The sequence below is a fragment of the Serratia sp. BIGb0163 genome, from assembly GCF_024809935.1.
Taxonomy (GTDB): domain Bacteria; phylum Pseudomonadota; class Gammaproteobacteria; order Enterobacterales; family Enterobacteriaceae; genus Serratia; species Serratia quinivorans.
Window position 1 is genome coordinate 1,784,979 of record NZ_JANUDZ010000001.1, and the last position, 16,786, is coordinate 1,801,764.

The window sequence follows — 16,786 nt, forward strand, 5'->3', positions numbered from 1 at the left end:
TCGCTGTTCCCTGCTCGGTTTTTAACCGCTGCAGCCATAACAATATGCCTCTAAGGAGTTTTAGCGTGATTAGCGTTTTCGACATGTTTAAGATCGGCATCGGCCCGTCCAGCTCTCATACGGTTGGACCGATGAAAGCCGGCAAACAGTTTGTCGACGATCTGGTAAATCAAGGCCTGATGCCTTCTATCACGCGTGTTGCCGTAGATGTTTACGGCTCACTCTCATTGACCGGTAAAGGTCACCATACCGATATCGCTATCATCCTCGGCCTGGCGGGCAATATGCCCGACACCGTTGATATCGATAGCATCCCGGGCTTTATTCGCGATGTAGAACAACGTCAACGCCTGATGCTGGCCAACGGCTCGCATGAGGTTGATTTCCCGCGTGACGGCGGCATGGTTTTCCGCAGCGACAATTTGCCGCTGCATGAGAACGGCATGCAGATCCACGCCTTCGCCGGGGATAAACAAGTTTACAGCAAGACTTACTACTCACTCGGCGGCGGTTTTATCGTCGACGAAGAGAACTTCGGTAAAGCCGACGCACACGAGCTGAGCGTCCCTTATCCGTTCAGTTTTGCCCGTGATATTCTCGCCCACTGCCGTGATACCGGACTGTCGTTTTCCGGCCTGGTGATGCAGAACGAACTGGCGCTGCACAGCAAGCAGGATATCGAGACCTACTTCGGTAATATCTGGCAGACCATGCGCGCCTGTATCGATCGCGGGCTGAACACCGAGGGCGTACTGCCGGGGCCACTGCGTGTGCCACGTCGTGCCTCTGCGCTGCGTCGCATGCTGGTGTCTTCCGACAAACTGTCCAACGATCCAATGAACGTGATTGACTGGGTCAACATGTTCGCATTGGCGGTCAACGAAGAGAACGCGGCCGGCGGCCGAGTCGTCACCGCACCGACCAACGGCGCCTGTGGCATCGTCCCTGCCGTACTGGCTTACTATGACCACTTTATTGAATCCGTCAGCCCGGATATTTATATCCGTTACTTTATGGCTGCGGGCGCAGTAGGCGCATTGTACAAGATGAACGCCTCTATCTCCGGCGCCGAAGTGGGTTGTCAGGGTGAAGTGGGCGTGGCCTGTTCAATGGCCGCGGCCGGCCTGGCCGAACTGCTGGGCGCCAGCCCGGAGCAGGTTTGCATCGCGGCAGAGATCGGCATGGAACACAACCTGGGGCTGACCTGTGACCCGGTTGCCGGTCAGGTTCAGGTTCCTTGCATTGAACGTAACGCCATTGCTTCCGTGAAGGCGATCAACTCGGCGCGTATGGCATTGCGTCGTACCAGTGAACCACGTGTCTCGCTGGATAAGGTCATCGAAACCATGTACGAAACCGGTAAAGACATGAACGCCAAATATCGCGAAACTTCTCGCGGCGGTCTGGCGATCAAAGTGCAGTGTGACTGACCCTCTAACCCCGCCTTCCGGCGGCAATGCTGGTCAGTTAAGGTGATATTGTTCCCTCTCCTTTGGGAGAGGGTTAGGGTGAGGGGATACATACCAACGCGAAAGCCCCTCACCCCGGCCCTCTCCCTCGGGAGAGGGGGACGCCCACTTAAACAACGTCGTACATTCTTATTCAGAACTTTGCTTAACTGAACGGCATTGCACCTTCCGGCGGGGTTTTTCTTCCTGCCCCTGAGTCAGCCAAATCATTGCCCCTTTTTAGTGACAACGTCACATCTGCTATTCAAAACCCTATCCCACAGTTAACCGGCAATTTAGCCCTCTGTTTCGCCAAATTTAAATAATTTATTGGGTTAACATCACTCTTGTATAACGACAGGCTAGAATTAGCCAAGTATCATTCATGGCAGTTTGGCCTGACGGTGATTCAGGGCTGGCTTACCGAACAAGGATTTAGCGATGTTGATGACCCAACTTGCCGTGAGCAAATACCGCTATTACCGTTGGCTACTGGCCGGGGCGGTCGGGTTGGCTATTCTGCTGTTATCGCTCTACACCCGTTATTATCAAGAAATTGGCACTATTGAACAAAACCGGCAGGTGCTCGCGACCCGCACCGTCGCCAAGATTAACGATCTGCTGACACCGGCAAAGCAACAGGCCGAGCGCTCCATGCCACTGCTGGGTTCCACCTGTGAAGAAGTGATGCCAACGCTGCGTTTTCGCGCTGCGCAAAACCAGGCTCTGCGGGCAATGCTGTTGGTTAAGGACGGGGTTATTTACTGTTCCAGCCTGTTTGGCACCCGTAAGTACCTTTTCAGCACTATTTTACCCAGCGTAGCAAACGATGGCGCGAAGCTGGTATTGCGCCCTTCGCTCTCTGTCGCCAAAGGCGTGCCGACCCTGATCATGTGGACTCCCGCGCAGCCGGATAACAACAGTAACGGCGTATTGCACGTGTTCAATATTGAGCTATTGGCGAACTTCCTGCTGGAACCTCAGGAACCCTACGCGCAGCGAGTAGTGCTGAACGTCGGCAACTACAGCCTGGAGTATGGTCGTCGGGAAATCCTGCGCAGCGATACCCTGACCACTGACCTGCGCTATACCGCAAAATCCACTCGGTATCCGTTCTCTATTTCACTGTTCGGCCCGCAGGCCAGCATGCTGGCGCTGGCGGCGCTACCGCGCCATATCCCGCTGTCGTTGTTGATCAGTCTGCTGGCGGCCTATGTGGTGTATCTGCTCACCGCTAATCGCATGAGCCTGTCGTACCACATTGGTCATGCCATTTCCCGCCGCGAATTCCGTGTTTACTGTCAGCCCATCATCAATGCTGAAACCGGCCGCTGTGTCGGGGTTGAAATGCTGCTGCGCTGGAAAAACAAACGACAGGGCTGGATTTCCCCCGACGTGTTTATCCCGCTGGCGGAACAGCATGGCTTGATCATCGCTCTGACCCGTTACCTGATGAGCACCGTGGTGGAAAACCTGCAGTTGTTCCCGCCACGCCCGTCGTTTTATATCAGCATCAACGTCGCGGCCGAGCATTTCAACGGGGTGACCATTATCGATGATATCCGCCGTCTGTGGCTTCCTGCCCATCCCATGCCTTCACTGATGCTTGAGTTGACCGAACGTACCGCCCTGTCGGAAATTCAGTATGAACAAATCAAAACTCTGAAGGAAATGGGCATCATGCTGGCTATCGACGACTTTGGCACCGGGCACAGTTCACTCAGTTACCTGAAAAAACTCAGCCCTGACGTGTTGAAAATCGACCGGGGTTTCACCGCGGCCATAGGTACCGATGCGATTAACGCCACCGTCACCGATACCATCATTACCCTGGCACATCGCCTGAAGCTGAAACTGGTGGCGGAAGGGGTAGAAACCGCCGAACAGGCGGATTATCTGCGTTCGCGCGAGGTGAACGCGTTGCAGGGGTTCTATTTCGCCAAACCGATGCCAATCAATGTATTCCCACTGTGGTTACAGCAGTATGAGTCGCGGTTGCGGGCGGTGAATCAGCGGGAGGAACGGCGGATGGAGCAGGAAAGCAAGCCGGAGGCGTGATGCCTCCGGCCCGTAGGTTACTGGTGTTCCTCGTCGTGAGGTTCAACTTTGGTAATACGCACCAGTTCAATGCGGTACTCGGACACGGCAACGACTTCGAAACGCAGTCGGTTAAGCTCCACCGTTTCGCCCACCGCCGGCATTTGGCCGTAGTGGGACAGCAGGAACCCCGCCAGAGTGGCGAAGTCCGCCGTCGGACTGACCAGATCGTCGCAGTTCAGCGCCTGCTCCAGTGAGTGCAGGTCGGCGCCGCCCTTCACCAGCCAACTGGCGTCTTCCACCACGATATCCGGCGTTTCATCCTCGTCCGGGAATTCACCGGCAATCGCCTCCAGCACGTCCAGTGGCGTGACCAGCCCCTGCACGACACCAAATTCGTTGGTAACCACCACCAGACGCCCCTTGGCACGGCGCAATACCGCCAGCAGGTTAATCACATCCATGGTGTCCGGCACCACAATCGGTGGCGTACGCGCGGCAAACTCGGCGATATCCTCGCCCCGCTCTACGGCCACCAGCAGATCCTTGGCACGCACCACGCCGATAATTTCATCCAGCGAGTCACGGCACACCGGGAACAGGCTATGCGGCGTATCCAGCAGTTGTTCACGCACCTCTTCACGGGAACGATCGCAATCCACCCATGAAATATCGGTGCGCGGCGTCATCACGCTACGCAAAGAACGTGAGGCCAGCGTCAACACGCCACTGATCATATAACGTTCTTCCTCGGCGAAGGTTTCATTCACCGGTAGCGGTGCCGCTTCGTCAGTCTGCTGTGCGCGCTGCTGCCCCATCAGGCGCATGATCGCCTCTGCGGTGCGTTCACGCATCGGGCGATGAGCCTGATGTTTGATAAAGTTACGGCGGGCAATCTGGTTAAACAGCTCGATCAGGATCGAGAAACCAATTGCGGCATACAGGTAACCTTTAGGAATATGCAAACCAAAGCCTTCGGCGATCAGGCTAAGGCCAATCATCAACAGGAAGCTCAGGCACAGCACCACAATAGTAGGATGCGCATTAACGAAGTTGGTCAGCGGTTTGGAAGCCACCAGCATCACCACCATGGCGATGACAACGGCGGTCATCATAACCGGCAGGTCGTTCACCATGCCCACGGCGGTAATTACCGCGTCGAGTGAGAACACGGCGTCAAGGATCACTATCTGTACCACCACCGCCCAGAATTTGGCGTAGCCACGGTTGGCGCCATCCTGGTGCGTTTGCCCTTCCAGCCGTTCGTGCAGCTCCATGGTGGCCTTGAACAACAGGAACACACCACCAAACAACAGGATCAGGTCGCGACCGGAGAAGCTGAACTCCCCGACGCTAAACAGCGGCGTGGTCAGCGTCACCATCCAGGAAATCACCGACAACAGGCCAAGACGCATAAACAGCGCCAGCGACAGGCCGAGGATACGCGCTTTATCGCGCTGCTTCGGCGGCAGTTTATCGGCCAGAATGGCGATAAACACCAGGTTGTCGATACCCAGTACGATTTCCAATACCACCAGTGTCAGTAACCCAGCCCAAATTGAGGGGTCCATTAGAAATTCCATATCAGACTCCGAAAAAAAGACAGGATGGCCGAGCGATGCTCAGGCGTGACGATGCCAACGCAGCAAAGGCGCGGACAGAAATAGCAAGATATCGGGATTGCAGTACCGGGGAATGGCCGAGCGGCCGTGTGATTTGTACTACGCCAGCAGGTGGCGGGTGGAACCTTGAAAAACAGTAACTTCGGTGACAGTCCATAGGGTGGGCTGAGGCCCTTCACTCCTGAATATGAAAGAAGAAATACTCTAGCAGGAATTTTTTGGCCGGCAAAGAAGCTTTTTTACCTTCTGCATCGTCTTGTAACAGCTCTGTTGTTTAATTCCGCAAACACCGGGTTAGGAGTAATCCGAGCGCTCAATAGCAGAGCAATGTCACAAAATTTATTTTTTCACTCACTAAAATAAATGGCGCTGGCGTGGATCAACGCGCACAGGCTTTTGAAACTGCGCGAGAAATGTTAACGGCGGGTTTCTAAATTTCTACCATAATGTATCTGAACCACGGAAGTGACCGCCAGCAATAAAATGAACTGAACCTACACACCATCCGTGCATGAAGTTCTATGAGGAGGTAGCGAGTGGCAATAGCTATTATCATCGGCACACACGGGACCGCAGCAGAACAATTGCTGAAGACCACGGAAATGCTATTGGGCGAACAGGATAACGTCGCTTTTATAGATTTCGTCCCCGGTGAGAATGCCGAAACGTTAATCGAGAAGTACAAGGGTAAAATCAGCGGACTAGACACCAGTGGTGGCGTCCTGTTCCTGGTGGATACCTGGGGCGGCAGCCCGTTCAACGCGGCCAGCCGCATCGCCGTCGATAAAGAGAACTATGAGGTCGTCACCGGGGTTAACATTCCGATGCTGGTGGAAACGTTCATGGCACGAGACGACAACCCTGGCTTCGACGAACTGGTCGCGCTGGCGTTGGAAACCGGCCGTGAAGGCGTGAAAGCGCTGAAAAAACCGGCCGAAGAGAGTGTTAAGCCCGCGGCACCACAAAGTGCTCCCACCGCTAAACCCGCCGCCCCTCAGGCGCCGCTGGGTCCCAATGACCATATGAAAATCGGCCTGGCCCGTATCGATGACCGTTTGATCCACGGTCAGGTCGCGACCCGTTGGACCAAGGAAACCGACGTCAGCCGTATCATCGTGATCAGCGACGAAGTCGCCGCCGACCACGTTCGCAAAACCTTGCTGACTCAGGTTGCCCCGCCGGGCGTCACCGCACACGTGGTCGACGTAGCGAAAGCCATCCGGGTGTGGAACAACCCGAAATATGCCGGCGATCGCGTGATGCTGCTGTTTACCAATCCGACCGATGTCTGGCGTTTGGTGGAAGCCGGCGTGGATATCAAATCGGTGAATATCGGTGGTATGGCGTTCCGTCAGGGCAAAACCCAGGTGAACAACGCCGTCTCGGTTGACGAAAAAGATATCGAAGCGTTTAAGAAATTAAACGAGCGCGGTATTGAATTGGAAGTTCGTAAAGTCTCGTCCGACAGTCGGTTAAAAATGATGGACCTGATTAACAAACTCAATTAATGGCGACAGCCAATAATTATTTTACTCAGAGATCTTTGGTCATAGGAGAAGTGCAATGGAGATTACCACTCTTCAGATTGTACTGATATTTATCGTTGCCTGTATCGCCGGGATGGGTTCCGTCCTCGACGAGTTTCAGTTCCACCGTCCGCTGGTCGCCTGTACCCTGATCGGCTTTATTCTCGGTGACATGAAAACCGGTATCATCATCGGCGGTACGCTGGAGATGATCGCCCTGGGCTGGATGAACATCGGTGCGGCGGTAGCGCCAGATGCGGCGTTGGCGTCAATTATTTCCACCATTCTGGTTATTGCCGGCGGACAAAGCGTCGGTGCCGGTATCGCCCTGGCCATTCCGCTGGCGGCGGCCGGGCAAGTGCTGACCATCATCGTGCGTACCCTGACCGTGGCCTTCCAGCACGCGGCGGACAGCGCGGCGGAGCGCGGCAGTTTGCGAGCCATCACCTGGCTGCATATCTCTGCCCTGCTGCTGCAGGCGATGCGTATTGCCATTCCGGCCGTTATCGTCGCTATCTCGGTGGGGACATCTGGCGTTCACGCACTGCTTAACTCGATCCCGGAAGTCGTCACCAGCGGCCTGAACATCGCCGGCGGGATGATCGTGGTGGTTGGTTATGCCATGGTGATCAACATGATGCGTGCCGGCTACCTGATGCCATTCTTCTACCTCGGCTTCGTTACCGCTGCCTTCACCAACTTTAACCTGGTCGCCCTCGGCGTGATCGGCGTGGTGATGGCCGTGCTTTATATCCAGCTCAGCCCGAAATACAACAAGTCTCAGGTAGTCCAGGCTGGCCCGGCAAATGCCAACGACCTCGATAACGAACTCGACTAGGAATAGGTGAGAGAAATGGTTGATACAACAGCTCAAAAGAAACTCACGCCGGCCGATATTCGCGGTGTGTTTATGCGCTCGAATCTGTTCCAGGGTTCATGGAACTTCGAACGTATGCAGGCGCTGGGTTTTTGCTTCTCAATGGTGCCGGTGATCCGTCGCCTGTATCCGGAAAATAACGACGACCGCAAACAGGCGATCAAGCGCCATCTGGAGTTCTTTAACACCCACCCTTACGTGGCGGCGCCGGTCCTTGGTGTTACCATGGCGATGGAAGAACAGCGTGCTAACGGCGCGCCTATCGACGATGCGGCCATCAACGGTATCAAAGTCGGTTTGATGGGGCCTTTGGCCGGTGTCGGCGACCCGATTTTCTGGGGTACCGTGCGTCCGGTATTCGCTGCGCTCGGCGCCGGTATTGCCATGAGCGGCAGCCTGCTGGGCCCGATACTGTTCTTCGTCCTGTTCAACCTGGTGCGCCTGTTGACCCGCTATTACGGCGTGGCCTACGGTTATCGCAAAGGCGTGGATATCGTTAATGATATGGGCGGCGGCTTCCTGCAAAAACTGACGGAAGGAGCGTCCATTCTTGGCCTGTTTGTCATGGGGGCTTTGGTTAACAAGTGGACGCACGTGAATATCCCGCTGGTGGTATCGAAGATCACCGACCAGACCGGGCATACCACGGTGACCACGGTGCAAACCATCCTCGACCAGTTGATGCCGGGCCTGGTGCCGCTGCTGCTGACCTTCGGCTGTATGTGGCTGCTGCGCAGGAAAGTGAATGCGTTGTGGATCATCATCGGCTTCTTCGCCATCGGTATCTTCGGTTATTGGGTAGGTCTGCTGGGTCTGTAAGCGTTTTAACCGCCGGGGGGAAACCCCCGGTTTGAGTTTGATATTTAGCCCGAGATACCCGGGCCTAGCGCACCGAGGGGCGCTCCGGCAACTAAAGTTGCTACAACCCCTTCGGCACGCTCTCCCTAATAACTGGCTCTGCCAGCCGTCTGCCCGGGGAAAACCCCGGTTTTTTATTTGTGGAGTTGAAAGATGTCGCTGACCGATGGCGTATTACTGATTTTCACCGCGCTGATGCTGGTGTATGCGATTTACGACGAGTTCGGCATGAACCTGCTGAAAGGCAAAACCTTGCTCAAGGTGCAGTTAAAGCGCCGGAATCGGATTGATTGCCTGATTTTTGTCGGCCTGATCGCTATTCTGCTCTACCGAAATGTCACCACCCAGGGTGCGGTAATAACCACCTATCTGCTTATTTCTTTAGCACTGATCGCCATTTATATTTCTTATATCCGCTGGCCCAAGATGTTGTTTAAAGCGCAGGGTTTCTTTTATGCCAATGCCTTTATTGAATATAACCGGATTAAGGCCATGAATTTATCCGAGGATGGCATTCTGGTGATAGATCTTGAGCAGCGTCGGTTGTTGATTCAGGTCACTCAATTAGACGACCTGGAAAAAATTTACCACTTTTTTGTTGAAAATCAGTGAGTAAAAAACAATTTCAATCCTTCCCCCGTGTTGCCCCGCGCTGTATGTGGATATTTAATCATCAGCGCACATGGCTACCTGATGATTATTTACGCAATATTGTTGCACTCGCCTACATTATATTCCTTCTTATACACTTCATTAATGAAAACCATTATCAATTTCAAACCAATGCCCATGGGGAATAAGGGTTGTTGGTAACGGAATTAATATGCTATGGTTGCGCCGTCATTGGGGAGTAGCCGGTTTCTGGATAATAAAACGCCAGAAACGCCCGTATCAACATACTCGTTTTATACATTAAAACGTGGTGCGGGCAGCCAGGTAAGGTTGGCGAGACCATAGACACGTAACTCCGTCGTATGGTTGGGGGTGGGTTACGTGTATATGGAGCCGCCCGGCCGAGGTTATTTTTCATGAACTTGTCAGCTACACTCATTCTCGCTTTTGGCATGTCTATGGATGCGTTCGCCGCATCAATTGGCAAAGGTGCCAGCCTGCATCAACCCCGTTTTCGTGAAGCACTACGCACCGGACTTATCTTCGGCGTGGTAGAAGCCATTACGCCGATTATCGGTTGGGGCATCGGCTTATTCGCCAGCCAATACATTATGGAGTGGGATCACTGGGTCGCCTTCTCGCTGCTGTTTATCCTCGGCATGCGCATGATCGTCGAAGGCGTCAGGAACCGGCCTGACGAAGTGGAAAAAGTGAAGCGTCACGGCTTCTGGTTATTGGTCGCTACCGCCATCGCTACCAGCCTCGACGCCATGGCTATCGGTGTCGGCCTGGCCTTCCTGCAGGTGAACATCGTACACACCGCCATGGCCATCGGCTGCGCCACCATGATTATGGCCACCCTGGGCATGATGATAGGCCGCTTTATCGGGCCGTTGCTCGGCAAACGCGCGGAGATCCTCGGCGGCGTAGTGCTGATCGGTATCGGTGTGAACATCCTGCTGGAGCATTTGGGCTATCTGGCCTGATAGCGCTGAACCCAAAGAAAACCTGCCCAACGGCAGGTTTTTTTGTTTGTGGCCCGTCACTCTCTTTGCTCATTCCTCACCGACGCAACTGGACGAGCCGCTAAATTTATCGCTAAACGCCAACCAATGGCGGTGAATAATGACAGCCCAAGGGCACCGTACACCGCAGTCTGAATGCCGCCGGCCTGCGAAAGGGAGGTCGACATCAGCGCCCCAAAGATGGCCACGCCAAAGGCCGAACCGCTCTGACGGGCGGCATTGAGTACGCCGGCTGCAATCCCCGCCCGTTCATTCGCGACATCATTCATCAATGCCGATGTGGCCGCCGGGGTAATGATACCGGCCGCCAGACCAAGCAACGGAAAACACAAGGCAATGCGCCAGTAGGGCGGGCTTTCCACCAGCGCCAGTAAACCGACAAAACCCAGCGCATAGAGCAACAAACTGCAATAAACCACTCGCCCGGCCCCCCATGCCCGCACCAGCCTGCCAGAAATAAAACTGCCCAGCGTGACCATCATCGTCAGGGGGAGAAACGCCAGGCCAGACTGTAATGGCGTCCAGCCCCGCACCCGCTGAAAATAGAGGCTAAGCAGAAAAAATACGCCGTAGAACACCAGCGCCGAGACTAACGAAACCAGCGCAGAGGCAGAAAACAGGGGGCTACGGAACAATGTCAGCGGCAGCATCGGCTGCCGGTGCCGCCGTTCGATAACCACAAATCGCCACCAACTCAGGGCAGCGATAGCCATACCGCCGAGGATCCAGCCAGAACACCAGCCAAGCCTGGTGCCTTCGATCAGCACCCACACTGAGCTGGCTAACGCCAGGATCACCGCGCCCTGCCCGGCATAATCCATTTGTCGCAAGGCCGGTACCGGACGCCGAACTTCAATTCGCAGGGTAAGACCTATCCCCAGCACAATCACCGGAAGATTGATCCAAAACAGGCTGCGCCAGCCCCATAGTTCGATAAGCAAGCCGCCGACCAGCGGTCCCGCCGCCATCGCCACGCCACCACATCCGGCCCACACGCCAATCGCCCCTGCCCGCAGCCTGGCATCGCCGAATGCCGCATTAAGCAGCATCAATGAACTGGGTACCAGCAACGCGGCGCCAACCCCCTGGCAGACTCTGGCCGCCACCAGTACGGGCAGGGTTTCAGCCAGGCCGCAAATGACCGAAGCGCCGGCAAAAACCGCCAGCCCGCCAAGGTATAGCCTTGTGGCCCCCAACCGATCCCCCAGTGCTCCGCCGCTCAGTAACAGGCTGGCAAACGCCAACGTGTAGGCATTGACTACCCACTGCAGGCCACTCAACCCTGCCCCAAGTTCGCCGGCGATCGACGGCAGAGCAACGTTTACAATCGAAGTATCGAGAATAACGATGACATAACTGAGGCTGGTCGCCATCAGGACCGATTTTTGATGTTGATTCAAGCTTGCCACTCGCAGCGGCTCCCGGCTGAAGAAATAGGCGTTGACTATAAACAACGATTAGCCTGGAATAGTTCGAGCTGTATCGAAGCGTGCCTTAAGCGCTTAAAATATCACCGACCATCCTGGGAGGATAACGTCGTGGGCCAACACAATATTGCCACCGTGGCACATCTGATTGCCGAACCGGTGCGGGCGGTGATGCTGATCGCACTGGCCGACGGCAATGCCCTGTCCGCCAGTGCCCTGGCAGAGACCGCAGGCGTCACCCCGCAAACTGCCAGTTCACATCTGGGCAAGCTGCTGGATGGCGGGTTGCTGAACGTCGAACAGAGGGGCCGCTACCGCTATTATCGCCTTGCCGGGCCTCATGTTTCACATCTGCTGGAAAGTCTGGCATCGATAGGGCCGGTTACGCCAGCCTGGCGCAGCACGCCCAATCGCTCGGCACGGGAGATGCGCTTTGCGCGCTGCTGTTACGATCATTTAGCCGGAAAGGTCGGCGTAGCGATAACGCGCCGCCTGCTGGAACAGGGGTTGATGGTCGAAAACGACCTGCAAGAATATTCACTGACGCCCGCAGGGGCCGACTGGCTGCAGGAGCTAGGGGCTGAGGCCGCCGCGTTGTCGTCCGGTGAAGTGGGTAAAGGACGCCAATGCCTGGACTGGACCGAGAGACAATATCATCTTGCAGGGCCGCTGGCGGCTCACCTGCTCAATGCTTTCTGTCTGTGGGGTTGGCTGCAACGGCTGCCGTCCTCCCGAGCGCTCGCGGTGACGCCAAAGGGCTGGGTGGCGTTGAAAACGCATTTCGCCCTCACCCCTGACAGCCTGGAGGACGAGCGGACCAATGACCCGGCCGTCTGTCCACCAGCTTAATCGGGCTGGCGGCGGTACAACGCGATAACAAAATCGGTTTCGCAGGCGAAGGCCTCACAGCCACTCAGGTGCTGCTGAACCTCAGGCGAGGCGCGCCAGGCGAAAGGCGTCATCTGCAGCAGGTTGGCCGCCTGTTCACCCGGCAGCGTCATCGGGTATGCCAATGACTCCACTCGTTCGCAGTCAAAACCGGCAAACTGCTCATCCTGTTCGACATGCAGCTGCACCTGCTGATACACCTGCTCTTTCAATTGATACAGGTGACGTGGGCCAGGCGATACCGTGACCACCACCCCACCGGGTTTTACTACCCGAGCCAGTTCTTCGGCTTTGCAAGGGGCGTAAATACGCAGTATGGCGTCCAGAGAGGCATCAGCAAACGGCAGCCGATGGCTCGACGCCACGCAGAATGAGACTGCCGGGTAACGCTTGGCCGCGTAGCGGATCGCCACCTTGGCAACGTCCAGGCCATAAACGGTGATATTACGCTGCTGCGCCAACCGGGCGGCCACTTCCGCCGTGTAATAACCTTCGCCACAGCCGATGTCCAGTAACGCCTGCGCATCGCTCGCCAACGCCTGATCCAACAGCTCAGCCACCCGCTGCTGCAAGGGTTGATAGAAACCCGCATCAAGGAACGCACGCCGCGCCTGCATCATTTCCGCGCTGTCTCCGGGCTGCTTTGAGCGCTTGTGCTGTACCGGCAGCAGGTTGACATAGCCTTCTTTCGCGCAGTCAAACTGATGGTTAGCGTCGCAACGCCATTGCAGATGAGAAAGATGAAGCGGCTGATGACACAGAGGGCACTGATAAGACATGGCTTGGATTCCAGAGAGATACGGCGCGGCTAGTCTAAAGAAGCCTTCTGTACGATGCAAGACAGATGCCGCAAGCCCCTAGCCAGGGAGGAAAAAAACTGGCTACACTGACGTTAACTTTTCTTACGCAGGCAAAGACGTGATATGACCGATTTTTCCCCACTGCTCAACGCCATCCCGTCCATCCAGCACGGTTTCGGCAACAAAAGTGCGCTGCTGCCAGGCCATCTGTTGGCCTATCGTTCTACCCTGCCGGAAAAAAAACAGGTGCATGGCACACGCATTGTTGACGTGACCCAGGCGGAACAACAGTGCGGCGAAGCCGATGGTTTCTATACCACTGAGCCAGGCATTCTGCTGAGCGTGTTAACGGCAGACTGCCTGCCGGTGATTTTCAGCCGCAACGACGGTTCTGCCATTGCTGCCGTCCATGCCGGTTGGCGTGGCCTGCTGGACGGCATACTGGAGCAACTGGCGGCGCGTATCCGCCGTGATGACTCGACGGCTAACTGGGTGGCCTCCATTGGCCCTGCTGCCGGCCCCTGTTGTTACGAAGTCAACGAGGAACTGGTCGCGCGGTTCAAGCAACAGCTGCCACTGCCCGCGGCCTTAATCAGCCCACGCTTTCGCCACCTGGACCTGGCCGCCATCGCCGAATCCAAACTGCGCGAACTGGGTTTTTCCGCCGTTGACCATGCCGGTAGCTGCACCATCTGCACCCCCAACACGGATCCGCGCCAGCCACAGCGTTTTAAATACACCAGCTACCGGCGCAACAGCCACCGACGCGAACAAGATCCCACTCATCCGGGGATTAGAGGGCGCAATCAGTACGCGGGAATTATTATTACCGGCGGATAACAGAAACGAAAAAACCCGCGCTGAGGCGGGTTTTTTGTACAGCTGACGCTGATTAGATTGCAGTAACGTTTACTGCAGATGGGCCTTTCTGGCCATCTTGGATTTCGAACTCAACGTTCTGGCCTTCAGCCAGGGTTTTGAAGCCGTTACCCTGAATTGCAGAGAAGTGTACGAACACGTCTTTGCTGCCGTCAGCTGGAGTGATGAAACCGAAACCTTTAGATTCGTTGAACCACTTAACTTGACCTTTGATCTTTGCCATCTTGAGTATTTCCTTTGGATTGTTTAAACCGCCCGGAGGCGTTACATAGACAAACTAGAGTCGTTACTGCTTGAGGCACTAAGATAAGGATCGGCAGAGAAGCGGTATTCAACGCTAACGTTTTTACTCAGAACTTCTTTACTGAAAATGCCACACATATACAGAACTGTACCTCGTTTTACCCAGATGCGTTATCACATACTCTGTATTCGATGGCAAGCCATTTTTAATCACTGGTGGAGCTGTCGCACATATTTGAAACGGTCGAGAGCAACATAAGCTTAAATAGACTAAAAGAGGTTGAAGCCTTAGCTATTTTCTGCTTAACAGTGGCACCCCGCTACACTCCGCACCCAGACTGAATTTTAACAATTCTTTCATCCGATTGAACAATGTATGTGGCAACATATAACCCCTGACGGACGCTTAGAACGTTAAAAATTTTGAATCTTTATGGTATTTCTTATAAAACTTTTGAATATCGATGAACGGGTACATTTGATATCGGATGATCCGACCATCGGCCCGCCATCCGGACGGCCCAACGCTGCTACCGCCTCACGTCGGCGACCTCACTCGCTTGTGACAACGAAATAATACTGAAGATCATTATTGCCCTCAGTGCGGGTGCGCACAATTTGTGCAGCGGAGTTCTCGCGACAAAAATCAAATAACGTGCCACTTTATAGTGCATAAGCATGCAAAATCAGAATTTACGCACTATTGCCGTGCGGTGGCAGAGAAATACATTACTGTCTGCGAGGGTTAAATAACGGCAATAATCTTGAGAACAGTGGGAATCCATAGCTGAATTAAATCTTAAAATCGGCATAGGTATTTACGCCATCAATAACAATGCCGTGTGAGCGTATTTATTTTATCTTTTCCTACGCGTTGTCCCTATTCATGCCAACAGGTTACGTCAGACGCGGGATAAGCCAGGCCCTGCACCACCGAATGGCTACAACCCGCATTGGGACTGGCCTGCAGACGGTGACGACAAGCGCACCCACCACACAGGACCAGGAATAACGCTTAAGAGTTAGCATCAAGCGCAATGCGCTCGCCAATTTTGATGGGCCGAAACTGGTGCTGCTCTATTCCCGCCGCACTCAGAGCCAGATTTAATTGCTGCGGCGGTTCATCCAACGACTCATCGGCCAACTCAAAAACGCCCCAATGGATCGGAATGACCCGCGGCGCATTTAATTGTTGATACAGCGTCACCGACTGCTGCGGATCCATATGTTGTTCCTGCATGAACCAACGTGGTGCGTAGGCGCCAATCGGTAATGCCGCCACGTCAAACGGCCCTAAACGGGCGCCAATATCTGCCAGGCGATCCGAATAGCCGCTGTCTCCGGAAAAATAGAAACGCAGCGCCGGATGATGGATCACCCAGCCGCACCAGAGAGAGCGATTGCGGTCCCACAGGGTACGCATGCTCCAGTGACGCGCCGGCGTGCAATAGAAAGTCAAATCGCCCAACTGCAGGCTATCCCACCAGTCCAGCTCTTCTACCCGTTGCAGCCGGTAACGGCGGAACCAGTTTTTCAGCCCCAAGGGCACAATAAAGGTCGCGTGCGGAAAACGCCGTGCCAACTGCCGCACGGTGCGCCGATCGAGATGGTCATAATGATTGTGAGAGATTAAAACCACGTCCACTGCCGGCAACTGTTGCACCGTCAACGGCGGGGGTGTTTTGCGCTTTGGCCCATAGAAACTCAGCGGCGATGCACGTTCAGACAATACCGGGTCGATCAGGATGTATCGGCCATCCAGGCGCAGCAGCATTGAGGCGTGCCCCAACCACCAAATGCTGTTATCGCTGCCGCCAAGGTCGGCACGTTGCCACCAGCGCTGGGTAAACTGCTGATAGCCCATCTGCGGAGGTTTGGGCAACCCCTGCTGTTTACGCTCGTTCTGCCAGCGTTTCAAATCCCCATCCCGACGCTGCGAAGGCTCCGGGTTACGAAACCCCTGCGGGGTATGGTGCGTTTTGCCGGCATCATAGTAACGATTGGTTATCTTCAAATTGCTCTCCCGACCACTGCGGACACCCAACACGGGCAGGTGAATAACATAACAAGATACTCGATCGGCGTGCTTTGTGAACCGTGCTCACCTTGAGTGACCTTTTCGGGTATTGTGTTGTCACAGTCTCTGTGAGAATGCCAGGGCCGACTAGAGCCTGTTAAGCATCTCTTAAGATCCTTGTGATTTACTTATAGGACATTCAGAAAAGGAGAAGTTATGAGCCGTTCTACATCACGCAAGTCACGTGTTCGATTGGGCCGTATCCGTAGCGCGATGCTGGCACAGATGCAGTATTGGAAAATGTATGCCGCGATGAAACTGCGCCGGGTACGCGTACCGGCACCGTTGGTGCTGCTGCTGGGTGCACTGATGAGTTTCTTCATGCTGGGCGTACTGATGCTGAGCGTGGTGGCTATCGATGTCATCACCACCCTGTTCCTGCTGTGCAGGAAACTGTTGGGATTGGGCCGCGCCAACCCAGGCAATGCCTTTATGCCACGCAGCTAATGGATGGAACGGAGGCGCCA

The 16,786-nt window shown here is 55.0% G+C and carries 16 protein-coding genes and 1 riboswitch; of the genes, 10 read left to right on the forward strand and 6 right to left on the reverse strand.

Translation table 11 applies throughout. From position 1 onward, the window contains the following. The first annotated feature begins 65 nt into the window (after nt 1-65). Both sdaA and M2406_RS08600 read left to right on the forward strand, forming a co-directional pair. Complete coding sequence (sdaA, locus tag M2406_RS08595; RefSeq protein WP_017893109.1) at nt 66-1,430, forward strand: L-serine ammonia-lyase; 1,365 nt, start codon at nt 66-68, stop codon at nt 1,428-1,430. 459 nt (nt 1,431-1,889) lie between these two features. Further along, a complete protein-coding gene (locus M2406_RS08600) occupies nt 1,890-3,506 on the forward strand; it encodes an EAL domain-containing protein (protein WP_259189642.1) in 1,617 nt (538 codons plus the stop codon). A gap of 17 nt (nt 3,507-3,523) precedes the next feature. On the opposite strand, the gene M2406_RS08605 is transcribed toward M2406_RS08600, so the two are convergent. Then, on the reverse strand, nt 3,524-5,068 hold the full coding sequence (locus M2406_RS08605) for a TerC family protein (protein WP_012145536.1): 1,545 nt from the start codon (nt 5,066-5,068) through the stop codon (nt 3,524-3,526). Between the two features lie 575 nt (nt 5,069-5,643). On the opposite strand from M2406_RS08605, the gene manX reads away from it, so the two are divergent. The 5 genes from manX (at nt 5,644) to mntP (ending at nt 9,966) form a co-directional block, all read left to right on the forward strand. After that, nucleotides 5,644-6,615, forward strand: coding sequence for a PTS mannose transporter subunit IIAB (gene manX, locus M2406_RS08610; RefSeq protein ID WP_012145537.1), 972 nt, complete (start codon nt 5,644-5,646; stop codon nt 6,613-6,615). A 55-nt stretch (nt 6,616-6,670) separates the two neighbouring features. Then, nucleotides 6,671-7,471 carry a PTS mannose/fructose/sorbose transporter subunit IIC gene (locus tag M2406_RS08615; protein ID WP_017893113.1) on the forward strand — a complete coding sequence of 267 codons (801 nt, stop codon included), beginning with the start codon at nt 6,671-6,673 and terminating at the stop codon, nt 7,469-7,471. Between the two features lie 15 nt (nt 7,472-7,486). Further along, nucleotides 7,487-8,329 carry a PTS mannose transporter subunit IID gene (locus M2406_RS08620; protein ID WP_012145539.1) on the forward strand — a complete coding sequence of 281 codons (843 nt, stop codon included), beginning with the start codon at nt 7,487-7,489 and terminating at the stop codon, nt 8,327-8,329. A gap of 192 nt (nt 8,330-8,521) precedes the next feature. After that, nucleotides 8,522-8,980, forward strand: coding sequence for a DUF986 family protein (locus M2406_RS08625; protein ID WP_017893114.1), 459 nt, complete (start codon nt 8,522-8,524; stop codon nt 8,978-8,980). A gap of 221 nt (nt 8,981-9,201) precedes the next feature. Continuing rightward, nucleotides 9,202-9,383: riboswitch (yybP-ykoY riboswitch) on the forward strand. 13 nt (nt 9,384-9,396) lie between these two features. Continuing rightward, a complete protein-coding gene (gene mntP / locus M2406_RS08630; protein WP_012145541.1) occupies nt 9,397-9,966 on the forward strand; it encodes a manganese efflux pump MntP in 570 nt (189 codons plus the stop codon). Between the two features lie 56 nt (nt 9,967-10,022). Here the strand turns inward: mntP and M2406_RS08635 are convergent, their stop codons facing one another. Then, entirely contained in the window at nt 10,023-11,414 is a 1,392-nt protein-coding gene (locus M2406_RS08635) for an MFS transporter (RefSeq protein ID WP_259189646.1), read from the reverse strand. Nucleotides 11,415-11,543: 129 nt separating this feature from the next. Here M2406_RS08635 and M2406_RS08640 point away from each other — a divergent pair, with 129 nt between their 5' ends. Next, nucleotides 11,544-12,281: a helix-turn-helix transcriptional regulator gene (locus tag M2406_RS08640; RefSeq protein ID WP_115184458.1), complete on the forward strand. Its 738-nt coding sequence runs from the start codon at nt 11,544-11,546 to the stop codon at nt 12,279-12,281. Here the strand turns inward: M2406_RS08640 and rlmA are convergent. Further along, nucleotides 12,278-13,099 carry a 23S rRNA (guanine(745)-N(1))-methyltransferase gene (gene rlmA, locus M2406_RS08645; protein ID WP_012145544.1) on the reverse strand — a complete coding sequence of 274 codons (822 nt, stop codon included), beginning with the start codon at nt 13,097-13,099 and terminating at the stop codon, nt 12,278-12,280. The two genes, M2406_RS08640 and rlmA, sit on opposite strands and share 4 nt — an antisense overlap. 144 nt (nt 13,100-13,243) lie before the next feature. Between rlmA and pgeF the strand changes: the two genes are divergently transcribed. Continuing rightward, nucleotides 13,244-13,960, forward strand: coding sequence for a peptidoglycan editing factor PgeF (pgeF, locus tag M2406_RS08650; protein ID WP_012145545.1), 717 nt, complete (start codon nt 13,244-13,246; stop codon nt 13,958-13,960). A 52-nt stretch (nt 13,961-14,012) separates the two neighbouring features. On the opposite strand, the gene cspE is transcribed toward pgeF, so the two are convergent. From cspE to M2406_RS08665, 3 genes are all read right to left on the reverse strand, one after another. Further along, the gene (cspE, locus tag M2406_RS08655) at nt 14,013-14,222 is read right to left on the reverse strand and encodes a transcription antiterminator/RNA stability regulator CspE (RefSeq protein WP_002221949.1); all 210 of its coding nucleotides are present in this window, start codon (nt 14,220-14,222) and stop codon (nt 14,013-14,015) included. Between the two features lie 41 nt (nt 14,223-14,263). Then, nucleotides 14,264-14,380 carry a DUF2627 domain-containing protein gene (locus M2406_RS08660; RefSeq protein WP_071593021.1) on the reverse strand — a complete coding sequence of 39 codons (117 nt, stop codon included), beginning with the start codon at nt 14,378-14,380 and terminating at the stop codon, nt 14,264-14,266. 877 nt (nt 14,381-15,257) lie between these two features. After that, nucleotides 15,258-16,256 (reverse strand): MBL fold metallo-hydrolase, encoded by a 999-nt coding sequence (locus M2406_RS08665; protein WP_017893118.1) that lies wholly within the window; start codon nt 16,254-16,256, stop codon nt 15,258-15,260. 219 nt (nt 16,257-16,475) lie between these two features. On the opposite strand from M2406_RS08665, the gene M2406_RS08670 reads away from it, so the two are divergent. Beyond that, nucleotides 16,476-16,766, forward strand: coding sequence for a hypothetical protein (locus M2406_RS08670; protein ID WP_112362312.1), 291 nt, complete (start codon nt 16,476-16,478; stop codon nt 16,764-16,766). Nucleotides 16,767-16,786 lie beyond the last annotated feature (20 nt).

Excerpts from the sequence above, each read along its gene's own strand:
- M2406_RS08600 (WP_259189642.1), top strand. The coding sequence starts at position 1,890 with ATGTTGATGACCCAACTTGCCGTGAGCAAATACCGCTATTACCGTTGG.
- M2406_RS08605 (WP_012145536.1), bottom strand. The coding sequence starts at position 5,068 with ATGGAATTTCTAATGGACCCCTCAATTTGGGCTGGGTTACTGACACTG.
- M2406_RS08615 (WP_017893113.1), top strand. The coding sequence starts at position 6,671 with ATGGAGATTACCACTCTTCAGATTGTACTGATATTTATCGTTGCCTGT.
- M2406_RS08620 (WP_012145539.1), top strand. The coding sequence starts at position 7,487 with ATGGTTGATACAACAGCTCAAAAGAAACTCACGCCGGCCGATATTCGC.
- M2406_RS08625 (WP_017893114.1), top strand. The coding sequence starts at position 8,522 with ATGTCGCTGACCGATGGCGTATTACTGATTTTCACCGCGCTGATGCTG.
- mntP (WP_012145541.1), top strand. The coding sequence starts at position 9,397 with ATGAACTTGTCAGCTACACTCATTCTCGCTTTTGGCATGTCTATGGAT.
- rlmA (WP_012145544.1), bottom strand. The coding sequence starts at position 13,099 with ATGTCTTATCAGTGCCCTCTGTGTCATCAGCCGCTTCATCTTTCTCAT.
- pgeF (WP_012145545.1), top strand. The coding sequence starts at position 13,244 with ATGACCGATTTTTCCCCACTGCTCAACGCCATCCCGTCCATCCAGCAC.
- cspE (WP_002221949.1), bottom strand. The coding sequence starts at position 14,222 with ATGGCAAAGATCAAAGGTCAAGTTAAGTGGTTCAACGAATCTAAAGGT.
- M2406_RS08660 (WP_071593021.1), bottom strand. The coding sequence starts at position 14,380 with ATGTGTGGCATTTTCAGTAAAGAAGTTCTGAGTAAAAACGTTAGCGTT.
- M2406_RS08670 (WP_112362312.1), top strand. The coding sequence starts at position 16,476 with ATGAGCCGTTCTACATCACGCAAGTCACGTGTTCGATTGGGCCGTATC.